Here is a 24,191-nt window from a genome sequence, read left to right on the forward strand (position 1 = left end):
GCCCAGCCAGGACCCCCAGCCAGGGAGGCAGCTCGTGTCAGCACACGCCGTTCGTACCGGAGTCTGGTTCATCGGAGCACGCGGCTCCGTCGCCACCACCGCCACGGCGGGGTGCGCGGCGGTCGCGGCCGGACTCCACCCGGCGGCCGGCATGGTCACCGAGACCGCCCCGTTCGCCGGCAGCGGCCTGCCGCCCGTCACCTCCCTGGTCTTCGGCGGCCACGACACCCTGGACTGCCCCCTCCCCAAACGGGCCGAGGCCCTGGCCGCCGGAGGAGTGCTGCCGCACGGGCTCCCCTCCGCCGTACGCTCCGAACTCGCCGCCGCCGACGCGGAGATCCGCACCGGCGGGCCCCTTCCCGGCGACACCCGCACCGACGAGGAGCTCATCGCCGCGTTCACCGCCGACCTCACGGACTTCACCAGCCGCCACCGCCTGGCCAGGACCGTCGTCGTCAACGTCTCCTCCACCGAGCCCGTCCCCGCCGCCGACGCCGTACGGCTCCCCGCCAGCTCCCTCTACGCCGCCGCCGCCCTGCGGGCCGGCTGTCCGTACGTGAACTTCACCCCCTCCACCGGGCTGCGCACCCCCGCCCTCCAGGACGCCCTCGCCGCCTCGGGGCTTCCGTGCGCGGGACGGGACGGAAAGACCGGGCAGACCCTGCTGCGCTCGGTGCTCGCCCCGATGTTCGTCCAGCGCGCCCTGCCCGTGCGCGCGTGGTCCGGCACCAACCTGCTGGGCGGCGGGGACGGCGCGGCACTCGCCGACCCGGCCGCGGCCGCGGCCAAGAACGCCGGCAAGGAACGCGTCCTCGCCGACACGCTCGGGGCCGCTCCCGAGGGCGAGGTCCACATCGACGACGTCCCGGCGCTCGGCGACTGGAAGACCGCCTGGGACCACATCGCGTTCGACGGGTTCCTCGGCACGCGCATGGTCCTCCAGACCACCTGGCAGGGCTGCGACTCCGCCCTCGCCGCGCCCCTCGTGCTCGACCTGGCCCGGCTGCTGGCCCGCGCCCACGAGAGGGGCCTGAGCGGCCCGCGGCCGGAACTCGGCTTCTACTTCAAGGACCCGGACGGCGGACCCGCCGCGCTCTCCGAGCAGTACCTGGCGCTACTCGACTTCGCCGAGCGGCTGCGGGGGGACCGGTGACGGTACGGGCCTGGGCGGAACTGCTCAGGATCTCGGCACTGTTCACCGTCCCGGGCGACGCCCTCGCGGGCGCCGCGGCCGCAGGCCGGCGCCCCGGCCGCTCCACCGCCCTGGCCGTCGGCTCCTCCCTCTGCCTGTACGAGGCGGGCATGGCGCTCAACGACTGGGCCGACCGCGACGAGGACGCCGTCGACCGCCCGCACAGGCCGATCCCCTCCGGCCGCATCACACCCCGTGCCGCACTCACCGCGGCCGGCGCCCTGACCGGGGCGGGCCTCGCGCTCGCCGCCCGCGCGGGCCGCCCGGCCCTCACCGTGGCCGCCGGCCTCGCGGCCACCGTCTGGGCGTACGACCTGCGCCTGAAGCACACCCCGGCGGGCCCGGCGGCGATGGCGGCGGCGCGGGCACTGGACCTGCTCCTGGGAGCGGTTGCCACCCCGCCGGGGGCCGCCCCCGCGCCGGCCCGGGCCGCACTGCCCGCCGCCGCCCTGCTCGGCGCGCACACCTACGCGGTCACCAGCGTCTCCCGCCACGAAGCGCAGGGCGGCTCCACCACCGCGCCCCTCGCCGCCCTCGCGGCCGTCGCCGGGATCGCCGGCTCCCTGGTGCGCGAGCGGCGCACCGTCCGGAACGCCCCCGCCCGGCTCCTGATCCCCGCGCTCACCGGCGCCTACCTCCGCACCACCGCGCGCCCCCTCGTCCACGCCGCGCTCAACCCGTCGCCACCGCTCACCCAGCGCGCCGTCGGCAGCGGCATCCGGGCGATGATCCCGCTCCAGGCCGCCCTCGCCGCCCGCGCCGGAGCGGCCGGTCCCGGGCTCGCCGTGCTGGGCCTCGTCCCGCTCGCCCGCGCCCTCTCCCGGAAGGTGAGCCCGACATGACCCCGTGCTGGGCCTCGCCCCGCTCGCGCGCCCTCTCCCGGAAGGTGAGCCCCACATGACCCTCCGCCTCGGCTACGGAACCAACGGGCTCACCGACCTCCGCCTGGACGACGCCCTCGGGCTCCTCGCCGACCTCGGCTACGACGGCGTCGGCCTGACCCTCGACCACATGCACCTCGACCCGACGGCCCCCGACCTCGCCGCCCGCACCCGCCACGTCGCGGCCCGCCTCCAGAAGCTCGGGCTCGGCGTCACCGTGGAGACCGGGGCCCGCTACGTACTGGACCCGCGCCGCAAGCACGGCCCCTCGCTCCTGGACCCGGACCCCGACGCCCGCGCGGCCAGGACCGCCCTGCTGGTCCGCGCCGTCGGCGTGGCCGCCGACCTCGGCGCCCACGCCGTGCACTGCTTCAGCGGCGTCACCCCGCCCGACACCGCACCCGAGGCAGCCTGGCAGCGGCTGACCGGAGCCCTCGCCCCGGTCCTCGACGCCGCGGAACGCGCCGGGGTGCCCCTCGCGATCGAACCGGAGCCCGGCCACCTCCTCGCCGACCTCGCCGACTTCCACCACCTCCGGGTGCTGAGCGGCGACCCCGCACCGCTCGGGCTCACCCTCGACATCGGCCACTGCCAGTGCCTGGAGCCCGCGCCACCCGTCGACTGCGTACGCGACGCGGCCCCCTGGCTGCGCCACGTACAGATCGAGGACATGCGCCGCGGCGTCCACGAACACCTCCCCTTCGGCGACGGAGAGATCGACTTCCCGCCCGTGCTCGCCGCACTCGACGCCCTGGGCAGGAGCGGATACGCCGGCCTCACCGTCGTCGAACTGCCCCGCCACTCCCACGCGGGCCCCGAACTCGCCCGCCACTCGATCGACTTCCTGAACCAGCACCGCCCGCCGCGTGAGGCCGAGACCGCCGAAAGGAGCACGTCATGACACAGACCCCCCTCCTGTCCCGCAAGGAACTCGACACCTTGCTCGGCGGAGCCGCGCGCGCCTGGCTCGACGAAGCCCTCGCCGAGGCCGCCCACGCCGCCACCCACCCGGACGGCGAACCCTCCGGCACCGCCTACGCCGTACCGCCGTGGGAGCTGCGCTACGCCGCCGCCGGCCGGCACTGCGGACTCGCCCACGCCGACTCCGTACGCGCCCTGCTGCTCATCGAGGCCCGCGCCGGGCTGCCCGCCCTGACCCGCCTCTACGAACAGGGCACCGCCGCCGAACGCCGCGCCGTCCTCCTCACCCTGCCCGCCCTGGGCCTCGGCCCGGCGGCCCTGCCGCTCGTCGAGGACGCCCTGCGCACCAACGACACCACGCTGATCGCCGCGGCCGTCGGCCCCTACGCCGGCGCCCACCTCGACCCGCACCACTGGCGTCACGCCGTCCTCAAGTGCCTGTTCACCGGCGTCCCCGTCGAGGCCGTCGGCGACCTGGCCCGAAGAGCACGCGGCGACGCCGAACTCGCCCGGATGCTCGGCGACTTCGCGGCCGAACGCATCGCGGCACGCCGCCCGGTCCCCGCCGGCCTCCACCACGTGCTCGCCCTCACGGCACCCGGCCCCGCCGCACCCACGGTCCCCACGGCCTCGACGCAGGAGTCCTGATGCGCATCTTCGACCCCCACATCCACATGACCTCCCGCACCACGGACGACTACCAGGCGATGTACGACGCCGGGGTCCGCGCCCTCGTGGAACCCTCCTTCTGGCTCGGCCAGCCCCGCACCTCGCCCGCCAGCTTCTTCGACTACTTCGACGCCCTGCTCGGCTGGGAACCCTTCCGCGCCGCCCAGTACGGCATCGCCCACCACTGCACGCTCGCCCTCAACCCCAAAGAGGCGAACGACCCCCGCTGCACCCCCGTCCTGGACGCCCTGCCCCGCTACCTCGTCAAGGATTCCGTCGTCGCCGTCGGGGAGATCGGCTACGACTCGATGACCCCCGCCGAGGACCACGCGCTGGCCGCCCAGCTCCAGCTCGCCGCCGACCACGGCCTGCCCGCCCTCGTCCACACCCCGCACCGCGACAAGCTCACCGGCCTGCGCCGCACGATCGACGTCGTCCGCGAGTCGGACCTCGCCCCCGAAGCGGTGCTGCTCGACCACCTCAACGAGACGACCGTGCAGGACGCCCTCGACAGCGGCTGCTGGGCCGGCTTCTCCATCTACCCCGACACCAAGATGGACGAGGACCGCATGGTCGCCCTCCTCCGGGTCCACGGCACCGAGAGGGTCCTCGTCAACTCCGCCGCGGACTGGGGCAGAAGCGACCCCCTGAAGACACGCAGGGTCGGCGACGCGATGCTCGCCGCCGGGTTCACCGACGACGACGTCGACCAGGTCCTCTGGCGCAATCCCGTCGCCTTCTACGGACAGAGCGGCCGCCTGCACCTCGACACCGCCGCCCCCGAACCGCTCCACGAGGGCAACTCCATCCTGCGCGGCGGGGAGTGAGGCCATGCGCTTCCGCCACCCCGACCACACCGTCGTCCACCTCGCGTACTGCACCAACGTCCACCCCGCCGAGACCCTCGAAGGCGTCCGCGCCCAACTGCGCGACCACTGCGAACCCGTACGCAAACGGCTCGGCCGCGACCGCCTCGGCATCGGCCTGTGGCTCGCCCGGGACGCCGCCCGCACCCTGACCGAAGACCCCGCGCAACTGCGCTCCCTGCGCACCGAACTCGACAGCCGCGGCCTCGAAGTCGTCACCCTCAACGGCTTCCCGTACGAGGGCTTCGGCGCCGAGGAGGTCAAATACCGGGTCTACAAGCCGGACTGGACCGACCCGGAACGGCTCGCCCACACCACCGACCTGGCCCGGCTGCTCGCCACGCTCCTGCCCGACGACGTCACCGAGGGCACTATCTCCACCCTCCCCCTCGCCTGGCGCACCCCGTACACGGGCGACCCCGAAGCGGCCCGCACCGCACTCACCGCGCTCACCACCCTCGGCGAACGCCTCGACGCCCTCGCCGAACTCACCGGCAAGTCCATCCGGATCGGCCTCGAACCCGAACCCGGATGCACGGTCGAGACCACCGCCGGCGCCATCGCCCCCCTCACCGCCGTCGGCCACCCGCGCATCGGCGTCTGCGTCGACACCTGCCACCTCGCCACCTCCTTCGAGGACCCGGACACCGCACTCGACGCGCTCACCGCGGCCGGCATCCCCACCGTCAAGGCGCAGCTCTCCGCCGCCCTGCACGCCGAACACCCGCACCTCCCCGAAGTGCGCACCGCCCTCGCCGCCTTCGCCGAGCCCCGCTTCCTCCACCAGACCCGCACCGCCACCGCGTCCGGCCGCCGCGGCACCGACGACCTCGACGAAGCGGTCACCGGCGAGGCCCTGCCCGACAGCGCCCCCTGGCGCGCCCACTTCCACGTGCCCCTCCACGCACCACCCGCGCCCCCGCTCACCTCCACCCTCCCCGTGCTCCGCGCCACGCTCGGCCGGCTCGTCGGCGGGGCACGGCCGCTCACCCGGCACCTGGAGGTCGAGACGTACACCTGGCAGGCGCTCCCCGCCGAGCTGCGCCCCCGCACCCGCGCCCAGCTCGCCGACGGCATCGCCGCCGAACTCATCCTCGCCCGCGACCTCCTGACCGACCTCGGACTCAAGGAGCTGCCATGACCACCGACGGGACGACCCGCGCGCCCACCCCCCTCCTCGTCCTCGACGTCGTCGGGCTCACCCCACGCCTCCTCGACCACATGCCCCACCTCAAGGCCCTGGGCCGGTCCGGCACGCACGCGCCCCTCGGCACCGTGCTCCCCGCCGTGACCTGCGCCGCCCAGTCCACCTTCCTCACCGGGACCACGCCCGCCGAGCACGGCATCGTCGCCAACGGCTGGTACTTCCGCGAACTCGGCGACATCCTCCTGTGGCGCCAGCACAACGGCCTCGTCGCCGGCGACAAACTCTGGGACGCCGCCCGCCGGACCCACCCCGGCTACACCGTCGCCAACATCTGCTGGTGGTACGCCATGGGCGCCGACACCGACTACACCGTCACCCCGCGCCCCGTCTACTACGCCGACGGCCGCAAGGAACCCGACTGCTACACCCGGCCGCCCGCCCTCCACGACGAACTCACCGAGAAGCTCGGCACCTTCCCCCTCTTCCACTTCTGGGGACCCGGCGCCGACCTCGTCTCCTCCCAGTGGATCATCGACGCGACCCGCCACATCCTCGACACCCGCCACCCCGACCTCGCCCTGTGCTACCTCCCGCACCTCGACTACGACCTCCAGCGCTACGGCCCCGACGACCCCCGCGCCTTCCAGGCCGCCGCCGACCTCGACCGAGCCGTCGCCCCCCTCCTGGACGACGCCCGCCGCGAGGGACGCACCGTCGTCGCCCTGTCCGAGTACGGCATCACCCGGGTCGACCGGCCCGTCGACATCAACCGGGCGCTGCGTCGCGCCGGACTCCTGGAGGTCCACACCCAGGACGGCATGGAGTACCTGGACCCGATGACGTCGAGGGCCTTCGCCGTCGCCGACCACCAGATCGCGCACGTCTACGTACGCCGTCCCGAAGACCTCGAAGCCGCCCGCGAGGCCCTGGCCGGGCTCCCGGGCATCGGGCAACTCCTCGACGACGAGGGCAAGAAGGCCCACGGCCTGGACCACCCCCGCTCCGGCGAACTGGTCGCCGTCGCCGACCCCGACGCCTGGTTCACGTACTACTACTGGCTCGACGACGACCGCGCTCCCGACTTCGCGCAGCTCGTCGAGATCCACCGCAAACCCGGCTACGACCCCGTCGAGCTGTTCATGGACCCCGAGGACCCGTACGTACGGATCAAGGCCGTCACGGCCGTCGCCCGCAAGAAGCTCGGCATGCGCTACCGCATGGCGGTCGTACCGCTCGACCCCTCACCCATCCGGGGCAGCCACGGCCGCCTCCCCCCGAGCGACGAAGAAGGCCCGCTCATCCTCTGCTCCACCCCCCACGCGTTCACCGGACCCGTCCGGGCCACCGAAGTGAAGTCCCTGCTCCTCACGCTGGCCGGCCTCGCATGAGACCGGTCCCCGCACAGCGTGGCGAGCACCGTCGAGAAGGAGACACACCGTGACCGTGTACAACGACGCACCCGGAACGGACAGCGGCCTGCGCCGCAGCCTCGGCGTCAGCCGCCGGCGCTTCCTCAGCACCTGCACCGCCGCCGCGGCGACGGCGATCGCCGCGCCCGCCTTCGGCGCGTCGCCGGCCTTCGCCCAGCCCGCCGCCCGACCGGGGCACGGCCACGGCCACGGCCAGGCTCTCGTCCCGGCGGACAAGCGGGGCATCATCCTGTACACCGTGCGCGACGCCACGGGCCGGGACCCGCTCAGCACCGACCTCCCCTCGGGGTTCCGCGAGGTCTTCAAGCAGCTGGCCCGCTTCGGCTACCGGCAGGTCGAGTTCGCCGGGTACGGCCAGCACGCCAACGCACCCGGCGGGAGTAACCTCCAGACGGTGGAAGGCGCGAAGCTGCTGCGCTCCTGGCTGGACGAGTACGGTCTGCGCGCCCAGGGCAACCACGGCTTCATCCCGTCCTCCTGGCCGCTCAGCCAGAGCGACCTGGACGAGTTCAAGCGGCACCTGGAGATCGCGAACATCCTCGGCATGGAGCACATGGGCACCGGTGGCGACCCCACCGGCAGCGCCTACCGGGCCGACTGGGACGTGGCCGCCGACAAGTGGAACACCCTGGGGCGGATCGCGCGCCGCGCGGGCATCAAGCTGTACACGCACAACCACGACGCGGCCTACGGCTTCCTGCTCGACGGCGGACCGCTGGACGCGCAGGGGCGGCCCACCCGCAGCTCCGGCGTCCGTAAGCTCGAGTACTTCCTGGAGGTGACCGACCCGAAGGCCGTATGGCTGGAGATGGACGTCTTCTGGGCCCACGTCGCCCAGTACAAGTTCCACACCTACACCGCCCTCGACGGGTCGCAGCAGGAGAACGTCTTCGACCCGGCGGCCCTGGTCCGCCGCAACAACAAGCGCTACCCGCTGTTCCACGCCAAGGACGGCGTGGCCAACACCACCAGCGGCAACGGCTACGACATGGTCCCCTTCGGCACGGGCGTCATCGACTACCGGACGTTCTTCAGCCGCGTCGGACAGGCGCAGTACCGCAACCCGATGGTCGAGCAGGACAACGCACCGAGCTCGACCGACCCCGCGCAGTCCCTGAACCACGCGCGGATCGGTTACGAGGGCATCGCGGCGCTGCGCAGGTAGCAGCGTCGCAGCTCCTGCGCCGGGCCTCTCCGCACCCGGGCGGAGAGGCCCGGCGCAGGAGCTCAGCCGATCCCCTGCCGGTCGGGCAGCAGCGCGAACGCGCGCTCGGCGGCCTCCGGCACCGCGCGTTCCACCGCCTGCACGAGCAGCGCGCGGTGCCGGACGAGCGGCCCCTGCCGCTCCGGCCCGGCCAGCCGCACCAGGTCGTCGATCCCGGCCAGCAGCCGCCGGGTGACCTGGGGACTGTCCGTCGCACACCGCCGGATCTCCTCGAACCCGAGGTCCACGAGATCCGCCCATCCGGGCACGTCCTGGACCAGGCGCACCGCCCCCTTGCGGTCCCGGTGGTGCACGACGCCGAGGGGGAGCTCCGCCACCACCGCGAGGAACTGCACGATCCGGTCGAGGCACTGCACCGCGGTGGCCGGATCGTTCACCGCCGACGACAGGGCCCGCAGCGCGATGTCCGACAGCTGCCGCAGCCCGAACGCCAGATCCTGGTGGAGCGTGCGCTCGACCCCGACGGACACGGTGTACCGCAGCGCGTGCCGGGCCGGCGCGACTTTGCCGTGCACGGCCAGCACGGGCGTCCCCGGCACGACGAAGTCCCCGAGCCGCGGAATCAGCCGCAGCACCACCCCCTGCCTCCTGGCGGCCCGGACCAGCCGGGCCACGTTCACGTCCCGCAGAACCCCCGCCCGCCCCTCGTACGGGACCTGCCCGGTCTCGGCCGGAAGGGTGCCCTCCCGCGGTCCGGCCATGGGCATGCGCCGCAGCACATGCAACGAGTCCCGGGTGATCCGGTCGACGACGGGGCCCACCTGCATCAGCCGCAGCGTGGAGCTCACGTACGCGATGAAGAGCAGCAGGCTGAGCCCGACGAGCACGGCGGTCAGCACGCTCTGCAGAATCGGGATGGTCCCGACGCGGCGCGGATCGATCGTGCTCTCGTACGAGCTCAGGACCAGCAGAGAGAAGACGAAGGTCGCGAGGAAGACCGACAGGGTGAGCTTGCTGATCCGGCTGCGCACGAAGATCCGTACCACCCGGGGCGTGAGCTGCCCACTCGCCATCTGCACCGCCACCAGCGAGATGCTGAACACCACACCGATGAAGGTCATCATCGCCGAGCTCACCGTGGTGACGATCGTCTTCGTGTCCTCGGCGAGCGAGACCAGGTCCTTGATCTGGTCGTACGCCCGCTCGTCCTGGAGATGGGCCACGATCTGCTCGTCGAGCGCCGAGGCGACGAGCCAGAGGGCGACGGCACAGATCAGCGTCAGGGTCGGGGCGAACCAGAACGTCTCGCGCAGATGCTCACGCAGGGGCGTCAGCACACGGGGTGGCCGGTAACCGCGATCACTCATGCCCGCGAACGTAACCCGGCCGGCCCGCGCACCGGCGGATGCCGCCGCCGACCGTCCGGCCGTACTGTCTGTGCGCGACTGCCGACGCACGGTGGGCGCGCGGCGCTGAAGGCCCCGTCTCCGCCCTGCTCACCGCACTGACCAGGGCGAAGACCTCCCGATATGCAGGTGAGAGGCACGCCAAACCCCTGGTATTGTTTTCTTTGTCGCCGCGGGAGACCGGGGCCGATCACCTAGTCCGGGTGGCGGAATGGCAGACGCGCTAGCTTGAGGTGCTAGTGCCCTTTATCGGGCGTGGGGGTTCAAGTCCCCCCTCGGACACCAGCGAGGACCCCTGTTCATCAGGGGTCCTCTTGCTTTTCACGGAAGCGGCTACGCGCAGGGCGTTCCAGGAGCATGACCATGCCACGGACGCACGGACGCACGGACGCACGGACGCACGGACGCACGGATGCACACCGCACCGCCTGCTCGGCTTCCCGGGCATCGCCCGCGCTCTCATTCGCTCCGCAGCCCCCATGAGCCGACTTGTCGATGTCAAGCCCGGAGCCGCCCCGGCGGCGGCGACCCCGGCCGCCCTGTCCGCGGCCTGCCTGCACCCCTCAGACCCAGGGGAGCGTGCGCCACGGGCCGGCCGGGTCCCCGGTCAGGGCGCGGTGGGTCGCGAGGGCGGTCTCGTACCACGTGCCGAACTCCTCCTCGTCGAAGTGGAGGCAGCGGCCGAGAATGTAGGCGGCCGAGAAGTTCTCCCACGACCGGTAGTTCAGCTGGACGAGACGGCCGGCGCGGACCACGGCCGCCTCCGCCTCCTGCAGGGAGCACAGGCGGGCGGCGAGGCCCCAGCGGGCCATGCCGGAAGCCCGGCCGTAGTCCCACGCCTCGACGCTCTGGACGAAGCCCCCTTCGGGCAGCAGTCCGTCGGCGCGGAATCGCGCCTCGTAGCGGGCGATGCGGCCGATCAGCCGCTGTACGCCGGTGACTTGACCCTCCAGCTCCGCGGCGGTGACGGTGCGGCCCTGGGTGACGCCGTCCGCGGTCAGGCGGGGTTCGGCGGCGGCCTCGGTGCGCCGGCGCACCGCATGCGCCGCGGCCTGGCGCCAGTGGTCGACGTCGATGGGCCCCGCGAAGTCCAGGGCCATGGAGCGGCGCAGTCGCAGGACGAACTCCCAGACGCTGCTGACCATCCCGGCGCACAGCAACTGTTCCAGGGTGTCCTGCCAGTCCTCGCGGGTGCTGACGCCCCACCAGCGCTCCAGCGTGCGCTTCTCGTCGCGGTAGCCGCTCCCGTGGTAGGCCATCGCGTTCCAGTAATGCCCGTTGCGCACGTTGATGTGTGCGCCGGCCGCGAGACCGAAGGCGACGGGACCGCTGCGTGGCCCGCCCACCTCCAGGGTGTGGACGGCGTCCTGGGCCAGCCCCGGCCGTTCGACCGGGGCGGAGTGGCGCTGCCACAGGGCGCGGCCCTCCGGCCCGGCCGGCAGGATGCCCTCGCAGGGGCTGCCGGGGTTGACGACGAGGTAGGGCGGGTCGTTCTGGTGCCAGGCCTTCGCGAACCAGCCCAGGTCGTAGCAGTTGTAGACCGGGTCGGCGACGGGCGGCGGCAGCATGCCGCCGGTGTGGACGGCCAGGCACAAGGTCCGGGTGTGCGGGTTCCAGTAAGGGTGGAAGCGGGTGTTGCCCGGATTCGCGTCGACGTACGCCCGCGACTGCATCATGTACAGGTCGGCCCGGGCGACGAGGTCGTAGTACGCGGGCCAGTCGCCGCGCGCCTTCGCCTCGTACAGCCCCCGCTCGACCGCGCTCGGCGCCTGCCATCTCTGCGCGGGGGCCGTCGGACCGGGCAGGGCTCCTCCGTCGTGACCCGCTGTCAAATCCATGGGAAAACCTTACGGGGTGGTCCGGCACGGCCGGCGTGCCGGATCCGCCGGGCGGCGGCAGCCCTGAGCGAGGGCGGCGAGGCGGCCCTCGTCCGGCGTGAGCGCCCGGGTCCCTCCCCGCACGGCACGACCTCGTGTGCGCAGCAGCGCGACGGCGACAAGGCAGTGCCTCACGGTCAGGCGGAGGAGAGCTGCTCCGCTATTTCCTTGACCCAAGCGGCGTTCTTCGCCGGATCGTCGAGGGAGGCCGACCACTCCTCCGCTGTCAGCCGCTGCTGCGTGGGGCCCGCCTTGAGCGCGACGAGAAGAGCTCGGGCCGACTCCCGCATCCCGGGGTCCGTGTCGCCGCTGACGTTCGCGCCCGCCGCCAAGCCGTAGATCTTGCGCGCCATGGCCTGGCGCTCCCCGTTCTCCACCTTCTTCCAGAACTTCAGGGCCTCCTTCAGCGCGTCCTCGCGCGAGGCGGGCTCCTTCTGGGACTCACCGTCCGCCCAGCGTACGGGGTGGCGGGCCCCGTCGTAGCGCTTCATGCCCGCGCGGCCGGCCTTGTAGGCGGTGACGCCGAGGATGAGGCCGGCCGCACCCGCGGCGAGGCCCCAGCCGACCGGGTTGCTCGCCAGCCCCGCGCCGCCTGCGGTGGCGGCCACCGCCGTGACGATGCCGCCCGCGGCCTTGGTGGACTCGCCCACCGCGGTGAACGCCTGCTTGCCCATCTTGTTGCGCTGCTTGCCGAGCGCGTACGTGTGCACGGTGTTCATCGTGTTCACGTCCTCGGCGCGGCGGACCTCCCTGGCGGCGTCCCGGGCCGTACCCATGGCCGTCCAGGCGGCGTCGATGGCGTCGGAGACACGGCCCAGCCGGTCCTCACCCTCATGGTCCCAGTGGGCGTCCAGCGCGACGTACGCCTCGGCGGCGGCCCATTCGGCCTCCTCCCGGGCCCGGGCAAGCCGGGACAGGGCCGCGTCGTCCGTGCGGTCGGGTTTCCCGAGCCCCTTCAGGGCACGGTATTTGCGGGCCGTGAGCCCGACGCGGCCCGCCGCACGGGCCCCCTTCACCGCACCGACGACACTGGAACCGATGCCGCTCGCCTCGGACATCGACGCGGCATGCGCCGCCTTCTGGGCCTTGGTCAGCTCCTTGGCGATGCCGAGCGCGTAGTTCCCCGCGCCGACGGCTCCGATGACCGCGTCGGCCGTTTTGGTGTTCGACTTCTTGTCCGCCCCATGGAAAGCGGCCCCCTTCTTGTGCTTGTCGGCGTCCTTCCTGGCCTTGGCCGCCTCCATGCCGCTGAGCACGGCGCCGGCGGTCTCCGTGACGAGGTTCTCCGACGCCGCGGAGGTCCCCGAGGCGGCCGCGGAGTGCTTCAGGCCCTCGTTGGCCGTGGCGGAGGCCTGCTGGGAGAAGCCCGCGTTGGCGGGGACATGGACGCCCTTGACGAAGGTGTCGATGAACTCCAGGTTCTTCTTGAGCCGGTCGAGGGCCGCGGCGATCCGGTCGCGGTAACTCTTCGCCGCCGGGGCCGCTTTGCCCTCGGGGGCCGCGTTGCCGCTCCCCGCCGCGTTGCTGCTCTCCGGCCCGTTGCCGCTCTCGGGCCCGTTGCCGTGTTCCCGTTCCTTTCCTTTCGCGGCGCTCCTGGCGCGCTGGACCGCCGCGGTCGCCGCCCGGTTGCCCGCGCCGGACTGCATCGCGAGGAGGGAGTGCTCCACGACGTTCCCGGCCGGACTCCCGGCCCGGTCCCGCCTCCGGGCAGCCGGCGTCGGGGCGGCCTCGGACTGCCGGGCCGAGGGGCGGTGGGCCATGCTCATGGACGTACGTACCTCTCCTGCGCCGGACCGGGCGAGTGGAGAGTAACCAGGCATGGCCAACAGAAGCGGAACGGCGGGCAGACCCCGCCCGTACGCCGGCCGATCACCTCTGCGGGGGAGCGGACAGGGCAGCGAAGTAGCCCGCCACGGCCTCCGCCGTGCCGGCCAGCGGGAATCGTGCGCCGAGATGACCGTCCGGGCGCACGAGGAAGCCGGTCGGGCCGTCGGGACGGTAGAGCCGCGCGAACTCACCGGCGGCATCGCGGTACGCCGGAGTGTCCGGCGGCGCGTCCCGGCCGACGACGGTGACCGTGTGCAGCCCGCCCGCGTCGACCACGCCGGCGTCGGCGATCTTCTCCCCGTACAGCAACAACACGTGCCCCGTGAGTTCCCGCAGGACGTCGAGCAGGCGCAACGGGTAGGCGGCCACCGGTGTGGTCAGGCCCGCGCAGTCAGGGGCCCGGTCGCCGGGCTGGGGTGCGTCGTCCGGCCCGTACGGAGCCGTGGCGAGCGGGCCGTCCCGGTACCCCACGAGCAACTGGGCCTCGCGGAGCATCAGTGTCTCCAGGTCATCGGCGTCGTTCTCGATGCCCTTGGTCGCGTGCCGGACGGTCCGGCCGACGACCTCCTCGCCCACCGGGCGGCGTTCGGCGTCGTAGCTGGTGAGCAGGGCGGGTCCGGCCTCTCCGCGGACGACGAGGGCGATCTTCCAGGCCAGGTTGCAGGCGTCCTGGATGCCGGTGTTCATGCCCTGCGCCCCCGTGGGCGGATGGATGTGGGCGGCATCGCCGGCGACGAAGACCCGGCCGTCGCCGTACCGGTCGACGATGCGGTGGCTGATGCGGAAGACGGAGGCCCAGCGCATGCCGGACAGGGTCGCTGACCTGGGAGCCAGGCGGTCGACCACGGCCTGGATGTCGGAGAGCTCCGGAACGTGTCCCCGTCCTCCCTCCAGCCCGTGCGCCACCTCGTCCCCCTCCGCGGCCGCGGCGGAGAGTTCCGGCGGCACCAGCATGGACATCCGGTAGCGGCCGGATCCGGGAAGGGGGATGCAGACCAGCAGGTCATCGGTGGAGCCGTCCTCGCCGACGTGGCTGGCGCGCACCCCGTAGCCGTGCGGCAGGTCCCAGTCGGCCACGACGTCGGCCAGCATGTACTCCTCGGTGAACGCCCCGCCCTCGAACGAGAGCCCCAGCCCCTTGCGTACGGTGCTGTGCGCCCCGTCGCAGCCGATCAGGAACCGGCAGCGCACCTCCTCGTCGCCTCCGGCATCGCTGCTGAGCCGTGCCGTGACGCCGTCCGCGTCCTGGGCGAACGACATCAGCCCGGTCCCGCGCTCGATACGGGTGCCCAGACCCGCCACGTACTCCTCGAGGATGCGCTCCGTCTCGTACTGCGGAAGTGCGGCGAAGCCGTAGGGCACCTCGGGCGGCAGCGCGAGATCGATCCGCGCCACCTCGCTCCCGTTGACGTGGATCAGCTGGCCGCGCATCGGGACGGCGGCCTCCAGCACGGTCCGCACCAGGCCCATCCGGTCCCAGATCTCCAGGGTGCGCGGCTGGATGCCGACGGCCTTGGCGTACGGGAGCCGGGCCGGCAGCTTGTCGATCAGGCGGCACGACACACCGCGACGGCGCAGCTCGGCGGCCGCGCTCAGCCCGACGGGTCCCGCGCCCGCGATCAGTACGTCGGTGGAATGGGCGTGCGCCACGGATGCCTCCCGGTGCCTGGCCCCGAAAGATTGCTCATCCCATGGTCGCCCGGGGCGGTGCGGGCGGCGAGCCGGGGGAGCGGGGGGTGGGTTCCACCCCGGCGTCGACCAGGAACGCAGCGATTCACCTCGACGGGTGTCATGGCCCGGAGATACGGCAGACCGCCCTCGCCCCCACCGAGGACCGCGACGGAGCGGAACTCCAGGCCTTTGGACGCGTGCATCGTCCCCACCCGCACGGCGGCGAGTGGAGGGCCGGCCAGCCCTCCACCCCGCTGATCACCGCCCCGAGGCCACCACCGGGTAGTGGTCCGAGAGGTTGGTGTACGTGTATTCCGTGCCCCAGCTGGAAACGGTCCAGGGCGCGCTGTCCTCCTTGACGACCTCGTTCGTCCATCCCGCCGGCTTCGCGTGGCCCGCACGGTGCAGCACGTAGTCGAGGTCCTCGCGCGGGTCGTCGGGGTAGCGGTCGGCGGCGATCGAGTTGTCCTGCGTGTCGAAGGAGTACGGGTGCCCGGTGCGTGCGTCGGCACCGGTCAGACCGGCGTTCGCCAGCAGCGACGCGTACTCGGGGGAGCGGGAGTCGACGTTGAGGTCGCCGGCCACGATGACCTGCTCGGACGCCGGGATGTTCTTCGCGTCGAGGAACGCGTCGATCTGCCGGAACTGCCGGCCCCGGATCTCCGCCGCCTCGCCCGCACCGCATCCCGGGTCCGTGGACTGGGTGTGCGTTCCGACGATGTGCACCCGGACGCCGTTCACGTTCAGTTCGGCATAGGCGAAGCCCTTGTTGGACCACCAGTCGCTGCCGCAGGCGTCCTTGTAGATGTGCTGCTCCTGCCGGACGATCGGCCACTTGCTGAGGACGGTGACGCCGCCGTCCTCGGGTGTCGTGGCGGAATAGGACCCGCTGGTGGCGTCCCATCCGCTCCTGCTCCGGCCGACCACCGGGGTGTGGTACGGGTATGCGGCCGAGGCGCCCGCCGTCAGCGCGTCCGACGAGGCGTTGTCGAATGCCTCCTGGAGCACGACGACGTCGTTGCCGCGGAAGAACGCGGTCTTCGGTACCTCCGCCGTCCGGTGGGCCTGGCCCCAGTTCGGGTACAGGCCGGTGCTCATCAGGAACGTGTTGTACGTGAGCACCCGCAGGGACGGGGTGCCGGCGGCGGCCGACGCGTGCGGGGCACCGGCGGTCAGGGTGACGGCGGCGAGCGCGGCGGACACGGTCACGCCGGCGATGCGGCGAAGCGCGGAGTGGGGCACCTGGACTCCTGATTCTGCTGCAGCAGTTGGGGGGCGGTGAGGTCCTGCCCCATAAAACCAGGGGGAGTTACCCGTGGGTAGACGGCGGGTGCCGGGAGTCCTTCCCGCCGCCGTCCATCAGGGGGCCGTGATCGAGTTCGACGGGACTGGATACTGGCCCTCAACCCAGGCACGGATGAGGGGCACGACCAATGACCGATGACACGCGCACAGGGCCGCCCAGTTTCGGCAGCGAACGCGACATGCTGCGGGCCTTCCTCGACTACCACCGCGCCACCCTCGCCATGAAGTGCGAAGGGCTCACGGACGAGGAGCTGCGGCAGCAGTCGATGCCGCCGTCCACGCTTTCGCTGCTCGGCCTGGTGCGGCACATGGCGGAGGTGGAGCGTGCCTGGTTCCGTCGCGTGTTCGAAGACCACGACGCGCCCATGGTCTGGTCCGACAAGATCGACTTTCAGGCAGCGTACGACGCGAGTGCGTCGACCAGGGACGAGGCGTTCGGGGCCTGGGAGGCCGAGGTGGAGAACTCGCGCCGTGTCGAGCGGGAGGCCGAGTCCCTGGACCAGGCCGGGTATCAGCCGCGATGGGGCGAGGACGTGTCGCTGCGGATGGTCATGGTGCACGTGCTTCTGGAGTACGGCCGCCACAACGGGCACGCGGACTTTCTGCGGGAGGGCGTCGACGGGACCGTCGGCGCCTGAGCCGGGAGTCCGTGGGAAGACCGTCGTCCCGCTGAAGGACTGCAAGGGCGGTGAAGAACCGCAGGGCGTGGAAGGACTGCGAGGGCGAGCCGGGTCACCGCCTCGCCGCGTACACGATCAGGTTGTCGACCGGATGCCCCTGGGCGTCGAACGCGCCGTCACAGGTGATCAGCCGCAGGGCCCGGTCCTTGGTGGGCCCGTAGACGCGGTTGGTGGGGAACGCGGTCTTGCTCGCCGTCTCGCGGCCGGTGACCTCGAAGTGGACCTCGGCGCCCTTGGCGTCCCGGACGGTGATGTCCGCACCCTTGGTGATCTTCTTCAGGTCGTGGAAGACGGCCCGGCCGAGACGGGTGTCGTTGTGGCCGATCAGTACGGCCGGTCCCTGCTCGCCGGGGACGGGCCCTCCGGTGTACCAGCCGACCGTCATGCCCTTCTCGGCGGGCGGCACCTCGACCGTGCCGTCGGTGTTCAGGCCGAGTCGCATGATGTCGCTGTCCACCCCGAGGGAGGGGATGGAGACGTGGACCGGCGGCTGCGCGGGGTCCTTCGCCGGGCGGGTGTCCGTGGCTCCGGCGTCAGCGGTGCCCACCGCGGTGGGGGTGCGCTCCACGCCGGCCGGGGACTTCGACGGCGAGGCGCCGGAGCATCCCGTGAGCGCGGGAAACGCGGTCAGCGCGAGGCAGGCGTACACCGGCAGAGCGGTGCGGACACGCCAAAGGGAAGGAGTGGTACGGGACATGAGGACGGGCTCCTGAAATGATCGGGCGACGGCGGACGGGGACCGCGATGACGGTGGCGACGGCAGTGGCGCCGCCCCGGTGAAGGGCGGCGCCACTGCGGGTTGTCCGGCTGTGGGACTGGTCAGCCGTTGCGGCGGCCGGTGTGGCGACGGCGCAGGACGACCGTGCCGGCGCCGGCGACCAGCAGCGCGGCCACGGCGGAACCGGTGATGGCCGCCGTGTTGTCACTCGGCGAACCGCCCGGCTCCTCACCCGCGGCGACACCGCCCCGGGGCGTGACCGCAGGGGCCTGCGACGGCGCGGCCGACGGGGCGGTCCTGGGCGTCGGGCTGTCGCCCGCGGCCACGCCACCGCGCGGCACTTCGGACGGGACGGCGGTGGAGGGCCCCCGGGAGGGCTCGGTGCTCGGCGACGCGGGTGCGGCCGACGGGGCGACCGTGGGCGCGGGGGAGGAGTCGGCGAACGCCGCGGTGGCGGGGACGCACACCGCGCCGAGCGCGACAGCGGTGAGGACGGCGGTACGCAGAGACGTACGCAGGGGCATGAACATGGCTCCGTTCCAGGTCGGCCTCGACGGCGGCCGCGGTGCGGGGGCGCACCGCGGCGCGAGGCGTGCCGACAGGCTGGCGCGAAGTTATGAAGAAGCTGTCAGAACGCTGTGGTCATCGCATCAGGGCTGTACCGGAGCGTCCTGGGTGCCGCCGGGGGCGCCGGCCCCGACCGCGCTTCCCGGGCGGTCGGCCGGAAGGCGCAGGGTGAACACCGAGCCCTCGCCCGGCACGCTCACCGCCGTGGCCGAGCCGCCGTGTGCCTCCGCGAGTTTCCGTACGATCGCCAGCCCGAGCCCGCTGCCTCCGGTGCGGCGGCTGCGGGACTTCTCGCCGCGCCAGAAGCGGTCGAAGACGTGGACCAGGTCCTCGGCCGGAATGCCGCTGCCCGTGTCCGCGACGTCCACCAGGACCGCGTCGCCCGCCTCGGAGGCGTACGCGCGCAGGGTGACCGTCCCGCCGGACGGGGTGTGCCGGACCGCGTTCGAGACCAGATTGCCGACGGCCTGCCGGAGCCGGACCGGATCGGCCGTCAGCCCGGGTACGGGACGGTCCTGCGATGACGGCGGCACGGTCAGGGCCACTCCGGCCGTCTCGGCGCGGGCCAGGTGCGCGGCCGCGACCTGACCCAGCAACTCCTCGATGCGCACCGGCTCCCAACGCAGCCGCAGGGCGCCCGCGTCGGCCTGGGCCAGGTCCTGAAGGTCGTCGATGATGTGCTGCAGCTGCACGGCCTCCTCGTGCAGGGAGGCGATGAACGACGGGTCCGGATCGGCCACCCCGTCCTGCGCGGCCTCCAGCCAGCCACGGATGTTGCTGAGCGGGGTGCGCAGCTCATGGGCGACATCGCTGACCATCGCCTTGCGCTGGGCCTCCAGCCGGGCACGGTGGGCGGACATGTCGTTGAACGTGGCGGCGAGCCGCCCGATCTCGTTGTCCGCGGTGACCAGCACCGGGGCGGTGTCCTCCCCGTCACGCATCCGCTGGGCGGCACCCGTCAGGGCCCGCAGAGGGCGGACGAGCCGGGCCCCGACGAGGACGGACGCACCGACGGTGAGGGCGAGGACGAGCGCGGCCGCGCCGGCGATCCTGGCGGTGTTCGCGGGGGAGAGGTCGAAGCCGGGGACCGTGGCGCCGCCGGTGTCACTGATGAACAGCAGGGCGGGCGAGGCGACGTACGAGCTGAGCTGCTCGCGCCGGGCCGTCCCCACGCAGGAGGCGATGGCCCGGTCGTCCTCGCCCGTTCCGACGGCGGGCGAGGGACTGGCACTCGGCATGACCCCGGGCGCATCGGTCGGTGTGGGCCTCGACGCGGTTTCGGGCCCGACGGGAGCCGCGGCGCGCGGCGCCTCGCTCGGCACCGTGGTGGGCGCCGTGGTGGGCACGGGTTCCTGACTCTGCCCCCAGGACAGGTCGAGCTTCAGATGGACGCCGCTGCGGTCCTGACGCTTCAGACAGGCGTCGGTCAGCTGGTTGAGCGCCTTCAGGGCCTTCTTCTCCGTGGCCGTCGGGGTGTCGAGCGCGTCGGTGGTGCAACGCGTTCCCGCCAGCCGCTCGGGATCGTTGCCCACCACCTGGATCATCGGGCGCCCGCTCGCGGTGCGTACGACGTCCGAGGCGATCCCGGACTCGCTGAGGCAGGCCACACCCCGGTCCGCGATCTGCCGCAACGCCGTGCGCTCCGCCGCCGGCAGCCGGAACGGCCCGACCGCGCGGGGATCGACCCGGTCCGCCGGGGCACCGGACGGTCCCGCGTTCTCCGCGGCCAGCGCGGTGTCCACCGACAGCGGGTCCACGATCGCCGACGCCTGCGCCGGCAGCGCGGCGGCCTTCTCCGGGGCGGCCGAGTCGGCGAGCGGCGTGCGCTGTTCGGTGGTCAGTGCGATCCTCCGGCCGGACTGCTCGGCCAGGTCGCGCACGGTCTCCCCGACACCGTCCCACGTGGGATGAGCCGCAGCGTAGCCGAGCAGGCTGTGGTAGATCCGGGCGTCGGCGGTGAGGTTCTGCCCCTGTTCCTGAAGGATCGCGCCGGACGTCGTCTGGACGGCGAGCCAGGCCGTCGCGGCGACCGAACACGCCGCCACCAGCGCGGATACGGCCAGCAGCCGCGCGAACAGGCTCTTGCGCAGCGGCAGTCGCGTCCGCGGCGACTCGGACTGCGGTGCGGCGCCGCGCGATGCGCGCCCGGGGCGCCCCGCGCTACGACGAGGCACGGGCCGCGGCCTTCGCCGGGTCGGTCAGTTTGTAGCCGACACCGAAGACGGTGAGCAGCCGGGCGGGCCGGCGCGGGGCGGGCTCGATCTTCTTGCGCAGGTTCATGACGTGCACATCGACCGTGCGGTCGCTGATGTACCGGTCGAAGCCGTGCAGCTCCGCGAGCAGTTGCTGCCGGGAGAAGACGCGGTCGGGCTCGGCCGCCAGGGCGGCGAGGATACGGAACTCGCCCGGAGTGCAGTCCACCGCCTCGCCGTCGACCGCCACCACGTGCCGGGCGGGATCGACCACCAGTGTCCCGACCCTCAGGACGTCCGCATCCACCGCACCGGCCGTCTCGGGGCCGGCCGCCGCCCGCCTGCTGCGACGCAGGAGTGTGCGGACCCGGGCCATGAGTTCGCGCGGGCTGTACGGCTTGGTCACGTAGTCGTCCGCCCCGAGGTCGAGGCCGAGCAGCAGGTCGTCCTCCGTGGTGCGGGCCGTCAGCATCAGCACCGGCAACTCCCGGGCCTCGGCGCGCAGCACGCGTACGACGTCCAGTCCGTCGGCCCGGGGCATCATCACGTCGAGGATTAGTAGGTCGGGCTCCCCGTGCCGGACCGCGTCGAGCGCCGCGAGGCCGTCACCGACCACGGTGACGGCGTGCCCCTCCCGTTCGAGGTAGCGGCGGAGGAGCTCCGCCTGTTTCTCGTCGTCCTCCGCGATGATCACATGTGCGCACACGTGCTCGATCGTAGAGGAGTTCGAATGGTGGGTGCCGAGACCTTGCCGTGAGGCCGTGCGAACTGCTCTTGTGTACCCGCAGGTAACAGGCGCGGGCCACGGGCCCGGGCGACGGAAACGGCGTTCACGGGAGCGGCAGCGCGATGGGGTCACCGGCAGAAAAGGAACACGGGGCCCGGGGCACGCTGCCTGAGCGCCTGCCCGAGGGACTGGCCGAGGCGATACGTACGACGGCCGAGGAGATCGCGCAGCAGTTGCGCGCCGCCCCCGACACCGGCGCACCCGTCCCCGGGCTGACATGGACGGTGGGAGAGGTGGCCGCCCATCTGGCGCAGGCCAACGCGCTGATGGCCGACGTGGCGGCCGGGACCCCCCACACCCATGGCGACGGCACGCCTCAGAGCATCGCCGCAGCCAACGAAGAGGCGCTCGCGGCATTCCCCGAGCGCGCGGCGGAGCCGCTGGCCGCGCTGATCGTGGCGCAGGCAGCCGCCTTCCTGGACGCGGTGGCCGGCGGGCACCCGGCGGACGAGACGCTGATGACGCCGATGGGCCCGATGAACCGCGCGGTCCTCGGCTCCTACCTCCTGACGCACATGCTGGGCCACGGCTACGACCTGGCCCGCGCACTGAAGCGCCCGCACATGGTCGACCCCGTCCGGGTCCGTCTGACCCTTCCGTTCATGGTCCAAGCCATGCCCCGGGTCGCCGACACGACCGCCACGGCAGGGCTGAACGCCCGTTACGCGGTTCGGCTGTGGGGCGGCGGACGCTTCGGCGTGACGTTCACCGACGGCACGCCGGTGGTGAGCCACGAACTGCGGGACCGCCCGGACTGCACGATCTCCCTCGAGCCCGTCACGTTCCTGCTGATGGCGCTGGGCCGCTGCGCCCCGCTGGGCGCCATGGCGCGCGGGCGGGTCTTCGCGTGGGGCCGCAAGCCGTGGCTGGGACCGCGGTTCCCGGCGTACTTCCAGGCGCCTTGAGCGGACGGGACACGACGAGGGGCGTAGTCCGCCGGCGTCGTGCTCAGGCCGCCATGGCCACGGACGCCTTGCCCAGCGACGCCCCCCGTGTCCCGGCCGCCTTGCGCTCCCCGAAGACCACCACCCGCAGCAGCGCGAACCGCCCGGCGCCCGCGAGCGCCGACGCAGACAGGTAGACGCTCTGCTGGACCAGCGTCGAAGGCTCGGACCGGATCGCGTACAGGCAGAGCAGCGCCCCGGTCGTGAAGGCGTAGCTCACCGCGACGGTCAGCCCGGACTGAAGGTGCACCGCCCACCCGCTGCGTCCGCTGCGGAAGGAGACCCGGCTGTGCAGTTCGGTCGCGATCAGCGTGGACACGACGGTGACCAGAGCGTTGGCCAGGGCCAGCGGCATCCGGTCGTGGAGGAGGACCAGAACACCGCTGGACGCAACCCCGACCCCGCCACCGCAGATCACAAAGCGCACGAAGGCCGCGAAGGCCGGGTGATGCGGGCGCGTCGGCTGGAGCGAAGGGGCGGTCACGAGGGGGCCTCCGAAGGCGGGGTGTGAAGCGGTGTGACTATTCCACTCCAGAACCTACGGAGCCGGCGTCCTCCGCACGACCCGGTTTCTCCCCTACCTTCGTGGGGGTTGTCCCCCAGGGGAGACACGGGGACACCCCCCAGCGGGGGGCGGAGGGCTCGGGTGGGAACCGGCACCCCTACGGGCTTCGGGCCGAGGGGAGAAGGTAAAGTTGACCATGCTGGCGGGGTGACTCGGTAACGCTCGCCCCACCCCGCCGACGGCGGGTGCTGCCTAGAGTGTGATCATGCCGTCGCTCAATGAACGCTTTCTCGTCGTGCCCTGTCTTCTTGCGCTCCTCACTGGTTGCTCCGGTGCCGCTGACACGCCGGACGAGGGGGAGGCGAAGCCGAGTTCGAGCACCCCCGCCGGTGGTCTCGGCAACATCCTTGTCGACGGCAAGCCCGTCACGGGGTCGAAGCCGAGCGGGATCGACAAGATTCCCTATATCCGCACCTATACGGACGGTGCGTTGTACGCACCCGTGACTGGCTACCGGTCACTCGCATTCGGCAGCGCGGGACTGGAGTCCGTCTTCAAGGACTCCCTCACCTCCCGCAAGGGCGACGACGTGGAGACCACGATCGATCCGGAGGTGCAGAAGGCGGCATTCGGCGCGCTCGGTGAGCAGCGGGGGTCGGCGATCGCGCTCAACGCCAGGACGGGTGCACTTCTGGCCGTCGTGAGTACGCCTTCCTACGACCCGGAGACGTTCAGCGGCAACTCGCCCGGGGACCGGGAGGCATGGCAGAGGGTAACCGGCGACCAGGGCAAGCCCCTGTACAACCGGGCGTTGCGTGAGGCGTCCGAGCCCGGGGAGACCTTCGACGTCGTGATCGCGGCGGCGGCTCTGGACCATGGCTTGTACGACACGCCGGACGAGCATACGGACGGTGGCTCGGGGGAGTGTGCGGACGCCACCATCCGTGAGGCGCTTGCCCGGTCCTGCAACGAGATCTTTGCGAAACTGGCCGCGGAACTGGGCGAGGAGAAGCTGCGCGAGACTGCGGAGGCGTTCGGCTTCGACGAGGAGCTGTCTGTACCGCTTCCGGTAACGCCAAGTACTTTCGGGAGTTACCGGAACGGGACCATCACGGTCACCGTGATCCAGCTGGCCAGGGTGGCGGCAGCCCTCGCCAACCGTGGTCTGATGGCCGGCCCGCACCTGGTCGCCGAGGGCACGGAGGACCAGATCACGCAGAGCGTTCCGGCGGCCACGGCGGGCCTGCTGCTGCCGGCGGTTCGGGAAAAGACCGAATGGGCGCCGACCGACTACGACGGCGCTCCGTCTTCCTGGTCCCTCGTCTACGGCCAGACCGAGAAGGGCGAACCCGTCGCACTTGTCGCCCGCATGACGACCTCGAACGCCGGCGCTGCGGCCCGTGTCACCGCAGCGATGGCCGAGGCGCTGTCCTGAGCAAAG

21 protein-coding genes and 1 tRNA gene are annotated in these 24,191 nt (G+C 72.7%); 12 read left to right on the forward strand and 10 right to left on the reverse strand.

The features are described from left to right. Positions 1–34 precede the first annotated feature (34 nt). From E6R60_RS02715 to E6R60_RS02750, 8 genes are read left to right on the forward strand one after another with little or no spacing between them, the layout of a single operon-like run. Positions 35–1,153, forward strand: coding sequence for an inositol-3-phosphate synthase (locus E6R60_RS02715; protein WP_136324717.1), 1,119 nt, complete (start codon positions 35–37; stop codon positions 1,151–1,153). Beyond that, positions 1,150–2,034: an SCO3242 family prenyltransferase gene (locus E6R60_RS02720; protein ID WP_136324718.1), complete on the forward strand. Its 885-nt coding sequence runs from the start codon at positions 1,150–1,152 to the stop codon at positions 2,032–2,034. The genes E6R60_RS02715 and E6R60_RS02720 overlap by 4 nt, the downstream gene beginning before the upstream one ends. 55 nt (positions 2,035–2,089) lie before the next feature. Further along, the gene (locus E6R60_RS02725; protein ID WP_136324719.1) at positions 2,090–2,974 is read left to right on the forward strand and encodes a sugar phosphate isomerase/epimerase family protein; all 885 of its coding nucleotides are present in this window, start codon (positions 2,090–2,092) and stop codon (positions 2,972–2,974) included. Further along, positions 2,971–3,642: an EboA domain-containing protein gene (locus E6R60_RS02730; protein WP_136324720.1), complete on the forward strand. Its 672-nt coding sequence runs from the start codon at positions 2,971–2,973 to the stop codon at positions 3,640–3,642. The genes E6R60_RS02725 and E6R60_RS02730 overlap by 4 nt, the downstream gene beginning before the upstream one ends. Then, entirely contained in the window at positions 3,642–4,490 is an 849-nt protein-coding gene (locus E6R60_RS02735) for a TatD family hydrolase (RefSeq protein WP_136324721.1), read from the forward strand. The genes E6R60_RS02730 and E6R60_RS02735 overlap by 1 nt, the downstream gene beginning before the upstream one ends. Before the next feature lie 4 nt (positions 4,491–4,494). Beyond that, the gene (gene eboE, locus E6R60_RS02740) at positions 4,495–5,670 is read left to right on the forward strand and encodes a metabolite traffic protein EboE (RefSeq protein WP_136324722.1); all 1,176 of its coding nucleotides are present in this window, start codon (positions 4,495–4,497) and stop codon (positions 5,668–5,670) included. After that, complete coding sequence (locus E6R60_RS02745; RefSeq protein ID WP_136324723.1) at positions 5,667–7,064, forward strand: nucleotide pyrophosphatase/phosphodiesterase family protein; 1,398 nt, start codon at positions 5,667–5,669, stop codon at positions 7,062–7,064. Before eboE ends, E6R60_RS02745 begins: the two co-directional genes overlap by 4 nt. Before the next feature lie 49 nt (positions 7,065–7,113). Continuing rightward, positions 7,114–8,271: a sugar phosphate isomerase/epimerase family protein gene (locus tag E6R60_RS02750; RefSeq protein WP_136324724.1), complete on the forward strand. Its 1,158-nt coding sequence runs from the start codon at positions 7,114–7,116 to the stop codon at positions 8,269–8,271. A gap of 62 nt (positions 8,272–8,333) precedes the next feature. On the opposite strand, the gene E6R60_RS02755 is transcribed toward E6R60_RS02750, so the two are convergent. Further along, positions 8,334–9,638 carry a DUF2254 domain-containing protein gene (locus E6R60_RS02755; protein ID WP_136324725.1) on the reverse strand — a complete coding sequence of 435 codons (1,305 nt, stop codon included), beginning with the start codon at positions 9,636–9,638 and terminating at the stop codon, positions 8,334–8,336. A gap of 236 nt (positions 9,639–9,874) precedes the next feature. Between E6R60_RS02755 and E6R60_RS02760 the strand changes: the two genes are divergently transcribed. After that, positions 9,875–9,962: transfer RNA gene (locus tag E6R60_RS02760), tRNA-Leu, on the forward strand. A 278-nt stretch (positions 9,963–10,240) separates the two neighbouring features. On the opposite strand, the gene E6R60_RS02765 is transcribed toward E6R60_RS02760, so the two are convergent. The 4 genes from E6R60_RS02765 to sph form a co-directional block, all read right to left on the reverse strand. After that, complete coding sequence (locus tag E6R60_RS02765) at positions 10,241–11,515, reverse strand: DUF1266 domain-containing protein (protein ID WP_136324726.1); 1,275 nt, start codon at positions 11,513–11,515, stop codon at positions 10,241–10,243. Between the two features lie 176 nt (positions 11,516–11,691). Beyond that, on the reverse strand, positions 11,692–13,320 hold the full coding sequence (locus E6R60_RS02770) for a hypothetical protein (RefSeq protein WP_136324727.1): 1,629 nt from the start codon (positions 13,318–13,320) through the stop codon (positions 11,692–11,694). Between the two features lie 103 nt (positions 13,321–13,423). Then, positions 13,424–15,031 carry an FAD-dependent monooxygenase gene (locus tag E6R60_RS02775; protein WP_136324728.1) on the reverse strand — a complete coding sequence of 536 codons (1,608 nt, stop codon included), beginning with the start codon at positions 15,029–15,031 and terminating at the stop codon, positions 13,424–13,426. Positions 15,032–15,310: 279 nt separating this feature from the next. Continuing rightward, positions 15,311–16,294: a sphingomyelin phosphodiesterase gene (gene sph, locus E6R60_RS02780; RefSeq protein WP_136324729.1), complete on the reverse strand. Its 984-nt coding sequence runs from the start codon at positions 16,292–16,294 to the stop codon at positions 15,311–15,313. Positions 16,295–16,485: 191 nt separating this feature from the next. On the opposite strand from sph, the gene E6R60_RS02785 reads away from it, so the two are divergent. Further along, positions 16,486–16,995, forward strand: coding sequence for a DinB family protein (locus E6R60_RS02785; protein ID WP_136324730.1), 510 nt, complete (start codon positions 16,486–16,488; stop codon positions 16,993–16,995). Between the two features lie 94 nt (positions 16,996–17,089). On the opposite strand, the gene E6R60_RS02790 is transcribed toward E6R60_RS02785, so the two are convergent. From E6R60_RS02790 to E6R60_RS02805, 4 genes are all read right to left on the reverse strand, one after another. Further along, a complete protein-coding gene (locus tag E6R60_RS02790) occupies positions 17,090–17,734 on the reverse strand; it encodes a class F sortase (RefSeq protein ID WP_136324731.1) in 645 nt (214 codons plus the stop codon). 122 nt (positions 17,735–17,856) lie between these two features. Continuing rightward, the gene (locus tag E6R60_RS02795; RefSeq protein ID WP_136324732.1) at positions 17,857–18,279 is read right to left on the reverse strand and encodes a hypothetical protein; all 423 of its coding nucleotides are present in this window, start codon (positions 18,277–18,279) and stop codon (positions 17,857–17,859) included. Between the two features lie 126 nt (positions 18,280–18,405). After that, positions 18,406–20,412: a HAMP domain-containing sensor histidine kinase gene (locus tag E6R60_RS02800; RefSeq protein WP_206309306.1), complete on the reverse strand. Its 2,007-nt coding sequence runs from the start codon at positions 20,410–20,412 to the stop codon at positions 18,406–18,408. Positions 20,413–20,482: 70 nt separating this feature from the next. Next, positions 20,483–21,220 carry a response regulator transcription factor gene (locus tag E6R60_RS02805; protein ID WP_206309294.1) on the reverse strand — a complete coding sequence of 246 codons (738 nt, stop codon included), beginning with the start codon at positions 21,218–21,220 and terminating at the stop codon, positions 20,483–20,485. 143 nt (positions 21,221–21,363) lie between these two features. Between E6R60_RS02805 and E6R60_RS02810 the strand changes: the two genes are divergently transcribed. After that, on the forward strand, positions 21,364–22,206 hold the full coding sequence (locus tag E6R60_RS02810; RefSeq protein WP_136324734.1) for a maleylpyruvate isomerase family mycothiol-dependent enzyme: 843 nt from the start codon (positions 21,364–21,366) through the stop codon (positions 22,204–22,206). Positions 22,207–22,249: 43 nt separating this feature from the next. Here the strand turns inward: E6R60_RS02810 and E6R60_RS02815 are convergent, their stop codons facing one another. Then, positions 22,250–22,729, reverse strand: a complete 480-nt coding sequence (locus E6R60_RS02815; protein WP_240802364.1) for a hypothetical protein — start codon at positions 22,727–22,729, stop codon at positions 22,250–22,252. Positions 22,730–23,015: 286 nt separating this feature from the next. Between E6R60_RS02815 and E6R60_RS02820 the strand changes: the two genes are divergently transcribed. Then, a complete protein-coding gene (locus E6R60_RS02820; protein WP_136324735.1) occupies positions 23,016–24,185 on the forward strand; it encodes a penicillin-binding transpeptidase domain-containing protein in 1,170 nt (389 codons plus the stop codon). Positions 24,186–24,191 lie beyond the last annotated feature (6 nt).

Source organism: Streptomyces sp. A0642 (assembly GCF_004795105.1).
GTDB lineage: Bacteria > Actinomycetota > Actinomycetes > Streptomycetales > Streptomycetaceae > Streptomyces.